General features: G+C 61.1%; 19 protein-coding genes. 10 read left to right on the plus strand and 9 right to left on the minus strand.

The window, feature by feature from the left end:
• Window positions 1-7: 7 nt before the first annotated feature.
• Window positions 8-535 carry a redoxin domain-containing protein gene (locus ACR0K1_RS14770; protein WP_480615155.1) on the plus strand — a complete coding sequence of 176 codons (528 nt, stop codon included), beginning with the start codon at window positions 8-10 and terminating at the stop codon, window positions 533-535.
• A gap of 13 nt (window positions 536-548) precedes the next feature.
• Here the strand turns inward: ACR0K1_RS14770 and ACR0K1_RS14775 are convergent, their stop codons facing one another.
• The 6 genes from ACR0K1_RS14775 to ACR0K1_RS14800 all read right to left on the minus strand — a co-directional run bounded on the left by ACR0K1_RS14775 (window position 549) and on the right by ACR0K1_RS14800 (window position 5,533).
• Entirely contained in the window at window positions 549-1,580 is a 1,032-nt protein-coding gene (locus ACR0K1_RS14775; RefSeq protein WP_480851159.1) for an endonuclease/exonuclease/phosphatase family protein, read from the minus strand.
• Window positions 1,577-2,407, minus strand: a complete 831-nt coding sequence (locus ACR0K1_RS14780; protein ID WP_480615151.1) for a hypothetical protein — start codon at window positions 2,405-2,407, stop codon at window positions 1,577-1,579. Before ACR0K1_RS14780 ends, ACR0K1_RS14775 begins: the two co-directional genes overlap by 4 nt.
• Window positions 2,408-2,739: 332 nt before the next feature.
• Window positions 2,740-3,345 (minus strand): 3-isopropylmalate dehydratase small subunit, encoded by a 606-nt coding sequence (gene leuD, locus ACR0K1_RS14785; protein WP_480615150.1) that lies wholly within the window; start codon window positions 3,343-3,345, stop codon window positions 2,740-2,742.
• A gap of 42 nt (window positions 3,346-3,387) precedes the next feature.
• On the minus strand, window positions 3,388-3,942 hold the full coding sequence (locus ACR0K1_RS14790; protein ID WP_480851160.1) for an HdeD family acid-resistance protein: 555 nt from the start codon (window positions 3,940-3,942) through the stop codon (window positions 3,388-3,390).
• Between the two features lie 36 nt (window positions 3,943-3,978).
• A complete protein-coding gene (gene leuC, locus ACR0K1_RS14795) occupies window positions 3,979-5,382 on the minus strand; it encodes a 3-isopropylmalate dehydratase large subunit (protein ID WP_480615146.1) in 1,404 nt (467 codons plus the stop codon).
• Between the two features lie 52 nt (window positions 5,383-5,434).
• The gene (locus ACR0K1_RS14800; protein WP_170455888.1) at window positions 5,435-5,533 is read right to left on the minus strand and encodes an isopropylmalate isomerase; all 99 of its coding nucleotides are present in this window, start codon (window positions 5,531-5,533) and stop codon (window positions 5,435-5,437) included.
• A gap of 228 nt (window positions 5,534-5,761) precedes the next feature.
• Here ACR0K1_RS14800 and rsfS point away from each other — a divergent pair, with 228 nt between their 5' ends.
• The 3 genes from rsfS to ACR0K1_RS14815 are packed head-to-tail and all read left to right on the plus strand — an operon-like array spanning window position 5,762 to window position 7,137.
• Entirely contained in the window at window positions 5,762-6,124 is a 363-nt protein-coding gene (rsfS, locus tag ACR0K1_RS14805) for a ribosome silencing factor (RefSeq protein ID WP_171097805.1), read from the plus strand.
• Window positions 6,125-6,168: 44 nt separating this feature from the next.
• Window positions 6,169-6,639 carry a 23S rRNA (pseudouridine(1915)-N(3))-methyltransferase RlmH gene (rlmH, locus tag ACR0K1_RS14810; protein ID WP_480615144.1) on the plus strand — a complete coding sequence of 157 codons (471 nt, stop codon included), beginning with the start codon at window positions 6,169-6,171 and terminating at the stop codon, window positions 6,637-6,639.
• 12 nt (window positions 6,640-6,651) lie between these two features.
• Window positions 6,652-7,137 carry a flavodoxin family protein gene (locus tag ACR0K1_RS14815; RefSeq protein WP_480615142.1) on the plus strand — a complete coding sequence of 162 codons (486 nt, stop codon included), beginning with the start codon at window positions 6,652-6,654 and terminating at the stop codon, window positions 7,135-7,137.
• 2 nt (window positions 7,138-7,139) lie between these two features.
• Here the strand turns inward: ACR0K1_RS14815 and ACR0K1_RS14820 are convergent, their stop codons facing one another.
• Window positions 7,140-7,487, minus strand: a complete 348-nt coding sequence (locus ACR0K1_RS14820) for a hypothetical protein (RefSeq protein WP_480615140.1) — start codon at window positions 7,485-7,487, stop codon at window positions 7,140-7,142.
• A gap of 35 nt (window positions 7,488-7,522) precedes the next feature.
• Window positions 7,523-8,233 carry a DUF599 domain-containing protein gene (locus ACR0K1_RS14825; protein ID WP_480615138.1) on the minus strand — a complete coding sequence of 237 codons (711 nt, stop codon included), beginning with the start codon at window positions 8,231-8,233 and terminating at the stop codon, window positions 7,523-7,525.
• Window positions 8,234-8,315: 82 nt separating this feature from the next.
• Here ACR0K1_RS14825 and ACR0K1_RS14830 point away from each other — a divergent pair, with 82 nt between their 5' ends.
• The 6 genes from ACR0K1_RS14830 to ACR0K1_RS14855 all read left to right on the plus strand — a co-directional run bounded on the left by ACR0K1_RS14830 (window position 8,316) and on the right by ACR0K1_RS14855 (window position 14,553).
• Entirely contained in the window at window positions 8,316-9,755 is a 1,440-nt protein-coding gene (locus ACR0K1_RS14830; RefSeq protein WP_480615136.1) for an FAD-linked oxidase C-terminal domain-containing protein, read from the plus strand.
• Between the two features lie 64 nt (window positions 9,756-9,819).
• On the plus strand, window positions 9,820-10,920 hold the full coding sequence (gene glcE / locus ACR0K1_RS14835; RefSeq protein WP_480851161.1) for a glycolate oxidase subunit GlcE: 1,101 nt from the start codon (window positions 9,820-9,822) through the stop codon (window positions 10,918-10,920).
• A gap of 4 nt (window positions 10,921-10,924) precedes the next feature.
• A complete protein-coding gene (glcF, locus tag ACR0K1_RS14840) occupies window positions 10,925-12,247 on the plus strand; it encodes a glycolate oxidase subunit GlcF (RefSeq protein ID WP_480615133.1) in 1,323 nt (440 codons plus the stop codon).
• A 110-nt stretch (window positions 12,248-12,357) separates the two neighbouring features.
• Window positions 12,358-13,149: a trypsin-like serine peptidase gene (locus tag ACR0K1_RS14845; protein WP_480615132.1), complete on the plus strand. Its 792-nt coding sequence runs from the start codon at window positions 12,358-12,360 to the stop codon at window positions 13,147-13,149.
• Entirely contained in the window at window positions 13,146-13,961 is an 816-nt protein-coding gene (locus tag ACR0K1_RS14850) for a trypsin-like serine peptidase (RefSeq protein WP_480615130.1), read from the plus strand. Before ACR0K1_RS14845 ends, ACR0K1_RS14850 begins: the two co-directional genes overlap by 4 nt.
• Before the next feature lie 124 nt (window positions 13,962-14,085).
• On the plus strand, window positions 14,086-14,553 hold the full coding sequence (locus ACR0K1_RS14855; RefSeq protein WP_480615128.1) for an Hsp20 family protein: 468 nt from the start codon (window positions 14,086-14,088) through the stop codon (window positions 14,551-14,553).
• A gap of 148 nt (window positions 14,554-14,701) precedes the next feature.
• On the opposite strand, the gene ACR0K1_RS14860 is transcribed toward ACR0K1_RS14855, so the two are convergent.
• Entirely contained in the window at window positions 14,702-15,865 is a 1,164-nt protein-coding gene (locus ACR0K1_RS14860; protein WP_480615126.1) for an SGNH/GDSL hydrolase family protein, read from the minus strand.
• Window positions 15,866-15,887 lie beyond the last annotated feature (22 nt).

A 15,887-nucleotide genomic window follows, 5' to 3' on the forward strand; every position in this document is an offset into this window, starting at 1 on the left:
GAAACACATGTTGATACCCGGAAACCCCGTCCCCGCGCTGAAAATCGAAACCGTGGCGCATGGCGAATTCGATCTGGACCGCGATGCGGGCGAAAACGGAACGCTGGTGATTCAGTATCGCGGGTTGCATTGCCCGATCTGCGTCAAACAGATGACCGAGGTCGACGCCGCGCTGGACGATTTCGCCGAACTGGGGGTCGAGGTTATCATGATCACCACCGACACGGGCCCGCGCGCGGCAGAGACCGCCGAAAAGGCCGGAGCGTCACGTGTGCGGATCGGCCACAGCTTGCCGCTGTCAGTGGCGCGTGAAGGTTGGGGGCTGAATATCTCAACCGCGCGCGAGGGCAGCGCCGAGCCGGATTTCTTCGCCGAGCCCGGACATTTCTACATCGCGCCGGACCGGACGCTGTATTACGCGTGGCAGCAGACCACCCCGTTTGGCCGCCCCGTAACGTCGGATATCGTTGGTGGTCTGAAATTTACCCTTGGCAACAATTATCCCGCGCGCGGAACCTATACCGGGGCGCTCTGACCCGGCCCGTGCGTCAGTCACCGATCCGAATATCGACCCAGACCAGCCGGTGACGGCTGGCGCGTTCCGCGCTTGGGCGGTGTTCAGACCCGGCGTCGGGCCAGAACACGCCCGACCCGACAACCGGCAAATCCGCCGAGGGCAGCACATAGTCGACGCGCATATCCCCGACCGCTTTCCAGTGAACGGTTGTCACCGAGCCCGCCGCGTCTGCTGGTTGGGGGTCCTGCAGGTTCGGATCGGACAGCAGGGCGTGGATGGCCGCTTTATGCCCCTCGCCCTGCTGCGGGTCCAGATTGGCATCCCCCGCGATCACGAAGGGGCCGGTCGGGGCCGGACCCAACTGGCCGTCCAGCAGCAGCGACCAGAACCGGATTTCGTCCCGGTTGCGCAGCCCGTTCCGATCCTCGGGCCCGTCAAAGACCGGCGGGGCGGCGTGAAAGGTCATCAGGTCCAGTTGCCCGCCCGGGGCCCGGATCGGCACGATCCAATGGGCGGTCGAGGACAGGCGCTGATGGGCCTGCGCCTCAGCCGACGGAAAGGGTGCGCCGTCCTGCGTGGGCAAACTCGCCTCGGGCAGGTCGCGCCACAGCAGTGCGGTATGGTTCTGAACTTCGGGCGTCAGGATTTCGTGGCGCGACAGAACCGCCAGCCCGCCCTGTCCGGTGAACTGCCCCCAGCCTTGCGCATCGCCCGGCCCCTGCGTGCGCTCGTCGCCGTCCAGATCAAGGGTGGTTTCAAGCCCGGAATTGGGCTGCGCGGTATAGCTGTAACGGTAATCCAGCCCCGCGTCGCGCAGCTTGTCTGACAGGGCGGCGACAGCCAGACCGTCATAATCCCAGTCGATGCCCTGCAAGGCGACGATATCGGGCTGCACGGCGGCCAGCACCTCGACCACCGCCTGAACCTGCGCATCGCCGCGCTGGATATCGCGCAGCAGCAGGCCGGGGCCCTTGCGGCTGAGTTCGGTGTTGAATGTGGCAACGCGCAGCACGTCGGCCTGCGCTGCAAAGGGAAGCAGCAGCAGGAAAAGGGTGCGGATCATGCGGTCTGAGTGGACTCGGTTGTGGAGTAGGCCCGGCGCTTTTCGACGATCAGGTTCGCGATCCGCAGGGTCGCCATGCCGCGCATGATCATGCTGGCGGGCAGGAAGGCCCAGGCGCTCATGGCCCAGATCAGGGTTTGCGGATTGTTCAGCGAGATCGGAACGAACACGCTGGCCAGCAGTTTCGTCACCGCCGGGATCAGAAACGGGATGAGGATCCCGATGCAGATATTCAACCGCCCGTCCCGCTGCAGGCGTGCCACAACATCGCCGCCCTTGGTCGGGTCGAACAGCGGCAGGTTGGTCCAGACATTGAACGCGCCGTTGCCGGTCGGCCAGCCGCGCAGCTTCACCGCATAGGCAAAGGTGGCGATTGTCACCAGGGCCGCGACATAGGCGACGCTGGCGGAAATCCGCACCAGTTCGACTAGCGGCGGGCTGGCATCCGCAGGCAGCATCAGCACGATCAGGCGGATCGGCGAATAGGGGAAATCGGCCAGATTCGCGACACCCAGACCCATCGCATAAAACATGGCGGTCAGGTTCGACGGCTCATAGACGTTTTTGCAGATCAGTGTCAGGAAGGTGATCATCGACATCAGACCGACAAAGCGCAGGCGGTTTACCGGTGGCGCGTCGCGGAATTCGATGAAGCTGGGGAAGGCAGAGTTGTATTCGGCAAAGGTCAGGATAAACGCAAAGATCGCGAGGAAGACCACGATCTCGGTCCCGTTCGTCGATGTTACCGGCAGGTACAACGCAGGGGTCAACACCATCAGTGCAACCAGTATTCCGCGTATCGCCGCCCCAGTTGTGCGCGCAATCACTATCCGAACCCTTTTCAAACCGGAGCGGCCGGTTCTGTGCCGACTCGCTTCCAACCTGTGCCCGCCGTGTCTTTTCGTGTGACGGTTGCCTCTGTTACCGCCAAGATGGACGATAAGCGGCATTTCGCTCAAGCCGGGGTGCAGAAAACACGGGATTTCGGGCAAAATGATGGCGCAACTGGTGCGAGATTGCATCATTTTGGACGCAAATTCGACGTGTATCTCAAAATGATACCCAGATGTTGTGGTTTTTAAAAAATCAACCCCAAGAATGCGAACGGGGCCGGAAGGCCGACCCCGTTAGGTTGAGTATCCACAGATTCGTTTGAGAATCACACCCACGGACGGGCTTGACTTGCGTGATCCTCGAACTTGTCGATGTGATGGTCTTTTTCCATCGTCAGCCCGATATCGTCCAGACCGTTCAGCAGGCAGTGCTTGCGATGGGGGTCGATGTCGAACCCGATCACCACTCCATCAGAAGTTGTAATCTGCTGATCTTCCAGATGCACGGTCATGCGGGCGTTTTCGCCCTTGTGCGCGTCTTCCATCAGGATCGTGTGATGTTCTTCTTCAACCACGATGGGCAGGATGCCGTTCTTGAAGCAGTTGTTGAAGAAGATGTCGGCGAAGCTGGTCGAGATAACCACCTTGATGCCGAAATCCTTGATCGCCCAGGGCGCATGTTCGCGCGACGAGCCGCAGCCGAAATTGTCGCCTGCCACCAGAATCTCGGTGTTTCGGTAGGCAGGCTTGTTCAGAACGAAATCCTCGTTCTCGCCGCCATGGTCGTGATAGCGCATCTCGTCAAACAGCACGACGCCAAGGCCGGACCGCTTGATGGTTTTCAGATGCACTTTCGGAATGATCATATCGGTGTCGATATTGATCAGCGGCATCGGGGCAGCCACCCCGTGGACTTTTTCAAACTTTTCCATGTCTACACTCCTGCAGGAGAGGGCTGCGCCCGTGTCCCGCGTTTAAGCCTCTTTGGCCTCTGTTGTTTCGTCCTTGGGTGCGTTCTTGATGAAGAACGCCATGAAGACCAGCCCGAACCCGTTGAACAGCATCTCGATGCCCAGCAGGATACCCAGCAGCTGCAAAAGAACCGCTTTCTCCTCTGCCGCGTAGCTCCAGATGATGCCTGCGAGAATGATCGACAAGATGCCCGAGATCAGCGTGGGCCAGAAGAACTGAGTTCCCCGCATTTGGAACGACAGGATGACCCGCGCAATGCCGCCTGCCATGAACAGGATCAGCATCACAATCGCCAAAGTGATGGTGCCTTCCAAAGGCTGAGACCAGAAGTTCCAGCCCAGGAACAGCATCACCGCACCCATGATCAGTGACAGGACCTTGTTGCCGATGCCTTCAATCGTGAAGCCACCGACGACCTGAAATGAACCCGCGATCAGCAGCAACATACCGGTCACCAGTGTCACCGCAAGCGATGCCGCGATGGCATTGCCAAGCGCAAACACACCAAATGCTATGGACAGAAGCCCCAGCAGCAGCCATTTGACCCAGTCACTCATGTCTTTATCCCTCAAATATCTAGATATGAGGGGAGCTTACATCAATTCACGGACGTCTGTCAGCCGTCCTGTGATTGCCGCTGCGGCAGCCATGGCCGGGCTCAGCAGATGGGTGCGCCCGCCCCGGCCCTGACGGCCCTCGAAGTTGCGGTTCGAGGTCGCGGCACAGCGCTCGCCCGGTTGCAACTGGTCGGGGTTCATCGCCAGACACATCGAACATCCCGCCAGACGCCATTCGAACCCGGCCGCTTTGAAGATATCCGCCAGACCTTCTTCCTCGGCCTGAGCGCGGACCAGACCGGAACCGGGCACGACCATGGCGCGCATGCCGTCCTTGATCTTCTTGCCCTTCAGAATCTCAGCCGCAGCGCGCAGGTCTTCGATCCGGCCATTGGTGCAGGAGCCGATGAAGACGGTGTCAATCTCAACGTCACTCAGCTTCTGACCAGCTTCCAGCCCCATATATTCGATCGAGCGGCGGGCCGCGTCGACCTTTCCGCCTTCGAAGTCTTCGGGGTGGGGCACGGAAGCGGTGATCGGCAGCACATCCTCGGGGCTGGTGCCCCATGTCACGACCGGCGCGATGTCTTCGCCGCGCAGGGTGACGACCTTGTCGAAATGCGCGCCCTCATCGGTATAGAGCGTCTTCCACCAGTCCATCGCGGCCTCCCACTGGGCACCTTTCGGTGCATGGGGGCGGCCTTTGACATATTCGAACGTGGTTTCATCCGGTGCAATCAGACCGGCACGGGCACCGCCCTCGATGGCCATATTGCAGACGGTCATGCGGCCTTCCATCGACAGATCCCGGATCGCTTCGCCGCAATATTCGATGACATAGCCGGTGCCGCCAGCGGTGCCGGTCTCACCAATCACGGCCAGAGTGATATCCTTGGCGGTCACGCCCGGCTGCAATTTGCCGGTGATCTCGACCTTCATGTTTTTGGATTTCTTCTGGATCAGGGTCTGCGTTGCCAGAACGTGCTCGACCTCGGACGTACCAATGCCGTGGGCCAGCGCGCCAAACGCGCCGTGGGTGGCGGTGTGGCTGTCGCCGCAAACCACGGTCATGCCGGGCAGGGTCCAGCCCTGTTCGGGGCCGACAATATGAACGATGCCCTGACGGACGTCATGCACCGGATAGTAATGAATGCCAAAATCCTTGGCGTTTTTGTCCAGCGCTTCGACCTGAATGCGCGATTCGGGGTTTTCGATCCCGTGCACCCGGTCGTCGGTGGTGGGCACGTTGTGGTCCGGCACCGCGATGGTCTTTTCCGGCGCGCGCACCTTGCGGCCCGCCATGCGCAGGCCTTCGAACGCCTGCGGGCTGGTCACTTCGTGGACCAGATGGCGGTCGATATACAGCAGGCAGGTGCCATCGTCGGCTTCATGCGCGACATGAGCATCCCAGATCTTGTCATAGAGTGTTTTGGGGGACATTGGTCCTCTCCCGTATCAAATGAGAAATAGCTGGCGAGTGGCTGGACGCCGCTTATAGGCGGGCCAGAACCGTGCGGGCAGCCCCAAAGAACCGTTCGCGCAGGCGCGCGCGGTCTTGCAGGTCGATATTCGGGGCCGTATGAGGTCTCATAACCGGTCAGATATAGATACTGACCGAGTCTATCAAGGTCCTGTGCGCCCCCGCAGATGCCGTCAGGGCACATTCCTGCGAGCGCTTGGGGGCCTTCATTGAAATGTCATGGGGTGCTTGTTACCTTATAAGTATCCCTGCGCCGGGGATTTGCGGCGCGCAACAAAGGAGGACTATGTCCTGTCTCTACATACCCAGGCGGGTTTGCCCGCCGATGACGGGGCCAAAATGATGGCCCACTCTCAGTCAATCAGCGACAAGCTGCTTGAACGTATCCTTTCCTCACTTTCCGATGACAAGGCCGAAGACGTCGTGCAGATCAACCTGCAGGGCAAATCCTCGGTTGCGGATCACATGGTGATTGCCTCGGGTCGGTCGACCCGTCAGGTCTCGGCCATGGCGGAAAAGCTGACGGATCGAATCAAGCAGGAATTCGGTTTCACCTCGAAGGTCGAAGGCAAGGATGCCGGCGACTGGGTGCTGATCGATACGGGCGACGTGATCGTCCATATCTTCCGCCCCGAAGTGCGCGAATTCTACCAGCTGGAAAAGATGTGGCTGCCTGCGGGCGGCAGCGCCTCGGCGAACTGAGGCACCATCCCGGCCCGTATTGAAGGGCCGGAGGCGAGAGAAATATGCGTATCAGCATAGTTGCGGTCGGGCGATTGCGCGCCGGACCGGAGAAATCCCTGCTTGACGATTACCTGACCCGATTTGACCGGACCGGCCGCGCGCTGGGCCTTGGTCCCGCGCGGGTGATCGAGGTCGAAGACAAGAAAAACGCAGGGATGGGGGCCGAGGCCACGTTGCTGCGCAAGGCGCTGCCCAAGGGGGCTGTTATCTGTACGCTGGATGAGCGCGGGCGGGTGATGTCCTCGCCCGATTTTGCGCAGAAGCTGGGCGGCTGGCGCGATGCGGGGCGGCAGGATCTGGCGCTTATCATCGGAGGGGCGGACGGGATCGACCCTGCTCTGCGGGCCGAGGCGGATTTTTCCATCTCATTCGGATCGATGGTCTGGCCCCATATGCTGGTCCGTGTGATGCTGGCCGAGCAACTCTATCGGGCCGCGACCATCCTGTCGGGTGGCCCTTATCACCGGGTCTGAAACGGGTTTGATATGGCGCAGCTTCTGATCGTTTACCATTCGCGCACCGGCGGGTCCCGGCAGATGGCCGAAGCCGCGGCCGAGGCTGCGCGGGGTGAAACGGAAACGGTTCTGAAGACGGCTGACCAAGCAGGTCCCGACGATCTGCTGGCCGCCGATGGCTATATATTCTGCGCGCCGGAAAACCTTGCGGCGATTTCCGGGGTCATGAAGGATTTCTTCGACCGCAGCTATTACCCCGTGCTGGGCCGGATCGAGGGCCGCCCCTATGCGCAGATGGTCTGCGCCGGGTCCGACGGTGAAAACGCCGCCCGCCAGACCGCGCGGATCGCAACCGGCTGGCGGCTGAAAGAGGTACAGCCGCCGCTGATCCTCTGCACTCATGCGCAAACGCCCGAGGCGATTCTGGCCGCAAAGACCATTCCCGCCGACCAGTTGGAGGCGTGCCGCGAAATCGGGCAGGCGCTGGCCGCCGGGTTGGAACTGGGTGTCTTCTGAGGTCAGTTCAGGGGGACTACAAAGGTCTCTTTGGCCCAGCCATCCGCGTTGGTCCGGGCCTGAACCTGCACCTGAGTTGTACCCGCCGGGATCGCGACGCCACTGAGTGACCGGGTAAAGGGCTGTTCGTTCTCATGCGGGTGATGCAGCACGCGCATCCCCAGTTCCGTCCCATCCATATCCAGCACCCGCCAGCCATCGGCATAGTCGTCCCAACCGGTTTCAGGATGCGAGACCGTCACGTCGAACCGCCACGTATCGCCGCTTTGCCGGGCGGTGACGTTTTCGATCACAGGGTCATCGGCAAGGGCGGGGCTGGCCAGAAGGGCGGCAAGAATCACATATCGCATCTGCCAACCATAGGGGGCGAGGCCGGGGCCCGTCATCACGTGTCTGTGTCGGGCGGCAGGTCCAGCAGCACCGTGCGGGAATGTGAGGCAAATTCGCGCCGATAGAGAACTCCGACGGTGATCGCCGTGCCCAGAAGCAGGGCGACCGGCCCCAATATCCAGCTCAGCGAGGCCAGGGCGAAATAGGTGGCGCGCAAACCGCGATTGAAATTGCGGGCGGCGGTGACGCATATTTCGGCGGCTTGCTTGGCCCGGGGATAGGCCTGCGGATCCTCGGGGTCGTTGGGGACGGCGGCCATCAGCACGGCGCAATAGCCGAACAGGCGATGGGCCCAGACATATTTCAGAAAGGCATTGGCCAGAAACAGGATCACGACCAGTATCTTGACCTCCCACACCAGCGCAGGCGCGCTGCCGATGGCCAGATCGCTGGCCACACCCGCCAGCCGTTCCGTATTTCCCAGCAAGGCAAGCCCGCCGCCGATGGCGATCATCGTGGTCGAGGCGAAGAAGGTGCTGCCCTGCCGCATCGCCGCCACCACCTGCGCGTCGAACATGCGCGGCTGGCGCGTCACCATCTCGCGCATCCAGCTGCGCCGGAAGGCGTCCATCATCATCGCGACGGATTGTCTGCCCGGCGACGGATGTTCGATCTTCCAGCCGATCCCCTGCCAGGCTGCGATCAGCAGCAACAGGGCAGCATAATCCATCGTAGAAAACAGCAGGGCGCGGTCGATCCAGGTCATGGGCCGAACACTAGGGTTAGGAATGGAAACTTGCCAGATCGGAAAATTGGTAATATTATTTTACCAAATTGGAGGATCGATGATGGAAATGCCCCGTCCAAACCCCGCCGTGCTGTCCCGCAAGCACAGCGTGCTGGCGCGCTTGCTGCAGGTTCTGCCCGAAGACGCCGTTATCCACGATCCGGCGGAAACCCGCGCCTATGAATGCGATGCGCTGACGGCCTATCGCTGCCCGCCGATGCTGGCGGTTCTGCCCGCGACCACGCAGGAGGTCTCGGACGTTTTGCGCATCTGCCATGAGGAAGGCGTGCCGGTTGTCCCGCGCGGGTCGGGCACGTCGCTGGCGGGCGGGGCGCTGCCGACGGCGGATTGCGTCATTCTGGGCGTCGCGCGGATGAATGAGGTGCTGGAGGTCGATTACGACAACCGATTCATCCGCGTTCAGACGGGCCGCACCAACCTGAGCGTCACCGGTGCGGTCGAGGAAGAGGATTTCTTTTACGCGCCTGACCCCTCGTCTCAGCTTGCCTGTGCGATTGCGGGCAATATCGCGATGAACTCGGGCGGTGCGCATTGTCTGAAATACGGGGTGACGACCAACAATCTGCTGGGCGTCAAAATGGTCCTGATGGACGGCAGCGTGGTGGATATCGGCGGCGCGCATCTGGATGCGGGCGGGCTGGATCTGCTGGGCGTGATCTGCGGCTCCGAAGGGCAGTTGGGCGTCGTGACCGAGGCCACCCTGCGCATCCTGCGCAAGCCCGAAGGCGCGCGGCCCGTTCTGATGGGGTTCGATGACAACGAGGTCGCGGGGCAATGCGTGTCGGACATCATCAAATCGGGCATTCTGCCGGTGGCGATCGAGTTCATGGATACGCTCTGCATCAGGGCCTGCGAGAACTTTGCCCATGCGGGTTATCCGGACTGCCACGCTTTGTTGATTGTCGAGGTCGAAGGCTCTGAGGCCGAGATCGACGATCAGTTGGCGAAAATCATCGAGATTGCCAAACGCCACAATCCGGTCGAACTGCGCGAAAGCCAGTCCGCCGAGGAAAGCGCGAAAATCTGGCTGGGGCGGAAATCGGCCTTTGGCGCGATGGGGCAGATGAACGATTACATGTGTCTGGACGGTACGATTCCGGTGTCCTCGCTGCCCGAAGTGCTGCGCCGGATCGGTGAGTTGAGTGCCGAGTACGGCCTGCCGGTGGGCAATGTGTTCCACGCGGGCGACGGCAACATGCACCCGCTGATCCTGTTCGATGCCAACAAACCCGGCGATCTTGAGAAATGCGAGGCGTTCGGGGCGGATATCCTGAAGCTCTGCGTCGATGTGGGCGGCTGTCTGACCGGCGAGCATGGGGTGGGCATCGAAAAGCGGGATCTGATGTCGCATCAGTACACGCCTGCCGATCTGGAGGCGCAGATGGCGGTGAAGGATGTGTTCGACCCCAAATGGCTGCTGAACCCGGCCAAGGTGTTTCCGCTGGATGTGTCCGAGACACGCAGGGTCGCGGCAGAATAGGGGCGCTGCCCCCGTCGCGTCGGGGCGCGACTCCCCCGGAGTATTTAGGAAAAGATGAAGCGAGATGAGACCTGAGACTGAGGCCGAACTGGCCGAGATCGTGGCCGGGCTGACCGGACCTGTGCGTATTGTTGGTGGTGGGACGCGGGGCGTGACCGGGCCGGGCGCGGCGCTTGAGACCACCGGGTTGAGCGGCATAAGGCTTTATGAGCCCGGTGCGCTGACCCTGGTGGCGCGGGCGGGTACCCCGGTGGCTGAGATCGAAGCTGCGCTGGTGGCAGAAGGCCAGCAGCTTGCGTTTGAGCCTGCGGATTATCGGGCGCTGCTGGGCACGTCCGGCGAGCCGACCATCGGCGGGGTTGTGGCGGCCAATATCTCGGGTCCACGCCGCATTCAGGCCGGGGCGTGCCGCGATTTTCTGCTGGGCGTGCGCTTTGTCGATGGGCGCGGGCAGGTGGTCAGAAACGGGGGGCGGGTGATGAAAAACGTCACCGGGTACGATCTGGTCAAGCTGATGGCCGGGTCCTGGGGCACGCTGGGAGTGTTGTCGGAAGTGTCTTTGAAAGTGCTGCCCAGGCCTGAGGCGGTGGCGACGCTGGGCATTGCGGTTACACAAGCGGCAAAGGCTGTTCAGGTGCTGTCGGCAGCGCTCCGGTCGCCATTTGAGGTCAGCGGTGCTGCATATGATGCCGGGGCGGGGCAAGCGTTTTTGCGGCTTGAAGGATTTGCGGACTCGGTCGCCTATCGTGTTGGGCAATTGCGGGAGGAACTGGCGGGGTTTGGTGAGGTTTCGGAAATCGACGATCCGAATACGCTGTGGTCGTCCATTCGCGACGTGGGTGGTTTTCAGGGGCGCGATGGGGATGTCTGGCGTATTTCGGTCAAACCCGGTGATGCCCCGGAAATCGCTGCGCGGTTGGAAGCGGAAAAGCTTGTTTTCGATTGGGGCGGTGGTTTGATCTGGGCTCTGGTTTCCAAGGGTTCGGATGTGCGGGCGCGGCTGGGCGCTTTCGCGGGGCACGCGACACTGGTGCGGGGAGAGGCAGAGACGGTTCAGGCGCATGGCCGGTTTCACCCGGAACCCGAGGCGATTTCCGCATTGACGCGAGGCGTGCGGCAAAAGTTCGATCCGCGCGGGCTCTTCAATCCGGGACTGATGGGGTAGGGCGATGCAAACCACATTCACCGAAAAGCAGTTGCAGAACCCGGCGATCCAGCGCTCGAATGACATCCTGCGCAGCTGCGTGCATTGCGGGTTCTGTACCGCGACCTGCCCGACCTATCAGGTGCTGGGGGACGAGCTGGACAGCCCGCGCGGGCGTATCTATCTGATCAAGGACATGCTGGAAAACGAGCGTGTGCCGGATGAGAAAACCGTCAAACATATCGACCGTTGCCTGTCCTGTCTGGCCTGCATGACCACTTGCCCCTCGGGCGTGCATTACATGCATCTGGTCGATCATGCGCGGGAATACATCGAAGAGAAATACAGGCGTCCCTTCTCGGACCGCGCGCTGCGGTGGGTTCTGGCGCAGATCCTGCCCTATCCGATGCGGTTCCGCTGGGCCCTGATCGGAGCCCGGCTGGGCCGCCCGTTCCGGTTTCTGATGCCCGATGCGCGGTTGCGGGCGATGCTGGATATGGCGCCGAAACATATCCCTCCGGTCAGTCGCAATGACGACCCGCAGAGCTTTGCGCCCGCGATCCCCCGCAAGAAACGCGTGGCGCTGATGACCGGCTGCGCGCAAAAGGCGCTGAACACCGATATCAACGATGCCACGATCCGGCTGCTGACCCGGTTGGGGTGCGAGGTTGTGGTGGCCGAAGGGGCGGGATGCTGCGGTGCGCTAACGCATCACATGGGCAAAAGCCGTGACAGCCATGCCGCAGCGGCGGCCAATATCCGGGCCTGGACGCGCGAGATGCAGGGCGAGGGGCTGGATGCCATCGTCATCAACACATCGGGCTGCGGCACGACCGTCAAGGATTACGGGCATATGTTCCGCAACGATGCGCTGGCAGATGATGCCGCGCGGGTGTCGGCAATTGCCATGGATATCAGCGAAGTGCTGATGCAACTGGACCTGCCGGAACAGACGGATCAGGGCCTGACCGTCGCCTATCACGCGGCCTGTTCCCTGCAACATGGCCAGCAGATCAAGACCTTTCCCAAGGACCTGCTGAAACGCGCCGGTTTCAAAGTTGTCGAACCTGCCGACAGTCATCTGTGCTGCGGCAGTGCCGGCACCTACAACCTGATGCAGCCCGAGATTTCGGGGAAGCTGAAACAGCGCAAGGTCCGAACGCTTGAGGCGAAACAGCCCGACATCATAGCGGCCGGGAATATCGGGTGCATGATGCAGATCGGCTCGGCCACGAAGATCCCGATTCTGCACACGGTCGAAATGCTGGACTGGGCCACCGGCGGCCCCGAACCGCGCGCGTTGCGGCAGGGTGGCGGGCACGATCCGCAGGTTCCGATCCTGCGCTGATGCGGGCGGGCATCAGGTGCCGCTAATTTCGGGCGGCGCCTTGCCTGCCCTATTTTTGCCGCAGGCGGCGCATAAGGCTGGTGTCTCGGATTGAACACCGGAGAAACCGCGTGCGCCACTGGATCATGGCTGTCGCGCTGAGCGTGCTGCCCCTGGCGGCCACAGCGCAGGATACCGGGCTGGAAAGCCTGGACACCACCGATTCCGGCCGAGACTGGATGGCCGTCGGGCGGCTGGATATCGAAGGTGACGCGTTTTGTACCGGTACTCTGGTCTCGCCCACGCTGGTTCTGACCGCAGCCCATTGCCTGTTCAACAGGGCGACCGGCAAGCCTGTGGACCCGGCGGAAATCGAGTTTCTGGCGGGCTGGCGTCTGGGGCGTGCCCTTGCCTATCGCACCGCGCGGCAGGCGGTCATTCACCCGGATTACCGGTTCAGCGCCACGGCGACCCCCGACGTTGTCAGCAGCGATGTGGCCCTGATCGAGCTGTGGCAGCCGATCCGGAACACATCTGTTGTGCCTTTTGAAACCGGAGATCAGCCGACGCGCGGCGAAGATGTGGGCGTCGTGTCCTACGCCCATGACCGGGCCGAGGCGCCGTCGCTGCAGCAGGTCTGCTCGGTCATGAACCGCTATCCCGGCGTTCTGGTGATGTCCTGCAATGTCGATTTCGGCTCGTCCGGCGCGCCGGTGTTTTCCTTTGACGGATCGCGCCCGCGCATTGTGTCGGTCGTGTCGGCCAAGGCCAGTCTGGACGGGCAGAGCGTGGCCATCGGGACGGTGGCCGACAACTCGCTGCAATTGCTGCGGGCCGAGCTGGATGCAGGGCGCGGGTTCGGCGCGTCTTCGGGCGGGCAAAGGGCAGGCAAAAACGTAGGTGCAAGGTTCATTCGGCCATGACGAGATTATTCCTTGGCCTGCTGCTGGGCCTGTCCATCGCCGCAACCGCCGTTCATGCCCAGGCCGGAAAGCGCAAGCTGACCGACCGCGAGGATCTGTACGGGTGGGAAGCCATCGGGCGGCTGGATGTGGGCAACCGGTCCTTCTGCACCGGCACCCTGATCGCGCAGGATATCGTTCTGACCGCCGCCCATTGCGCCGTCGACAAAGGAACCGGGAAACCTTACCCGCCCGGCGATGTCACCTTTCGCGCCGGACTCAGCAACGGCACCGCGCTGGCCGAGCGCAAGGTCGTCCAGATTGCGGCGCATCCGAAATACGGGGCCAACGATCCGCTATCGCCCGCAAGCATCCGGGTCGATGTCGCCCTGATGCGGCTGGAAGAGCCGATCCCCTATTCCATCGCCAATCCCTTTGCCCTGCACAGCGGCCGGGTTTCGGGGACGGAAATCAGCCTTGCCTCATACGGGCGCGGGCGGTCCGAGGCGATCACGCGCGAACGGTCCTGCCGCATTCTGAACCGGCGGCTGGGTCTGATCATTTTCGACTGCGATATCACCTTCGGCTCGTCCGGCTCGGCCATTCTGGCCAAAAACGGCCCGCGCTGGCAGATTCTGTCGGTGGTCTCGGCAGTTGCGGTGCACGAAGGCATAAAGGTCGGATTCGGAATGGAATTGTCCAATGTGGTGTCCGAACTGAAAGCCATTCTGCGCCGAGATGCCCCCCAGCCCAAGGCCGCGATCCGCCGGTTGCAGGTGGGGACGGGCAAGTCCAGCTCGGGCGCGAAATTCATCGGTGCCGGCGGGTCTTGAACTAGGCCAATTCGTTCCCCATGTCAGATTTACCGGATCGCCACGAACGGGGTCCGGTATTGATCACCGCCCGTCCATTTGGAGGGCACATATCGTAAATCGCTCAAGCATGAGGATACGACACATGCGTACTTTTGACTTTGCACCGCTGCACCGCGCCACCATTGGGTTCGACCAGATCGCCGACATGATGGATCGGGTTCTGACCAACGACGTGGCCCAGCCCAGCTACCCGCCCTACAACATCGAAAAAACCGACGCCGATACTTATCGCATCTCGGTCGCCGTCGCCGGATTTTCCGAGGCCGACCTGTCCGTCGAAGTGAAGGAAAACGCCCTGATCGTCGCCGGTAAGAAAGCCGCCGAGGACAAGGACCGCTCCTATCTGCACCGTGGCATCGCCACCCGCGCGTTCGAGCGCCGCTTTGCTCTGGCCGACCACGTGCGCGTCACTGGTGCCAGCCACGAAAACGGCATGCTGAACATCGACCTGAAGCGCGAAGTGCCCGAGGCCCTGAAACCGCGCCGGATCGAGATTTCCTCGGCCAATGCCATCGAAAAGGATGTGGTTGATGCCAAAGCCGTGAACTGAGGCTTTTGACCAACAAGCGACAATCCTCTCCTCCCTGGATTGTCGCACCAAACGCCCCGCGTTCCTCCAGACGCGGGGCGTTGTGTTCTTTGGAAGCAGCCCAGATTGTTTGCGGCGCGAAGTGACTTCGCCGCACGTATTTCGCGGACTAACGGCTGCTTACTTCATCCCAAAACTCGTGGGCTTTCAGCGCTTCAAGCAACAATCTGGCACGTTCCCCGTTTCCTTCGGCGTCGAAGTGGACATCGTCGAGGAACAGCTCCGGCCTCGAGTTCATATCCGCAAGTTCAACGACAAGAACTCCGAACTTTTTTCCCAGTTCGCGGACGACCTGATTGTTTTCTTCGACTTGTGAGGCAAGTGCCTCGGAGAATGCGGCCCGATCTTCGGGCGTTTTTGCGATAACGTGTGCCCGCAGAATACCGCTGTCGAACTTCTCGGGTTGGAAAGCCATTGTTGCCAAAACCACCCTGGCACCGTTTGCCTGCGCCATAGCGATCATTGACGCCGTATTGGCGCGAAAGGTTTCAGTGTTCGCGGGATCCTTCAGGTTGGTAATCAGTTCTTCCAGATTTGGCACGTTTTCGTACCGGTTCTGACCATAGCCAGGATGCTCTTCATAACGTTTCCACCCAAATGACTTTGGCCGTATGGAAACCACAAGCAATGCCAGTCTGGACATTTTGAAGATGCGCTTCAGTTCGGTATTGGTATGAAGAAAACTGTAGTTTGACGTTCGAAGATGCGAATAGTCAGGTTTGAAATTGTTGAACGCTTGTGCAAACAGCTCATTTCTGCCGTGAAACAGAATGATTATGTCAGGGTCCAGCGGAAGAACGCGGGTCTGAAGATTGATCAGGTGTTCGGTTGAAACCCAGCCGGGAACACCTGCATTTACAACCTCGAATCTCTGGTCTTCGGCGTTCAGCAGAGCTTCGAGTTGCGCCGGATACGACTGGGTATAATCGTTGACATGAGAACCGTAGGTCGTGGACCCTCCAATCGCCGCGATTCTCGTAACGCCGGTCGGTTTCTCTATGTCGATTTCCTCACCCCTGAACCCAAGAGAATTGTGGCGGTTCGTATCGGTCACGTAGTCAGGTGCAGGGCGATACGGCAAATAGGTGTGACTGGCCAATCGTCCGCGAATCTCGCCGCTATCCATAAAGTAGGACTTCTTTTCTTCGGACCAGAAGTTACTTACATACAGGCGCGCAAAGACTTCCAGGATCAATAGACAGATCAGGCACAGGGCCAGCAGTTGTAAGAGTTTAACTCCTAATGCATTGGCCCGTTTGTTTTGAAACTTCATGCGACATCCTCCGGACGTCGTT

The sequence above is a fragment of the Ruegeria sp. F5 genome (genome assembly GCF_056533845.1).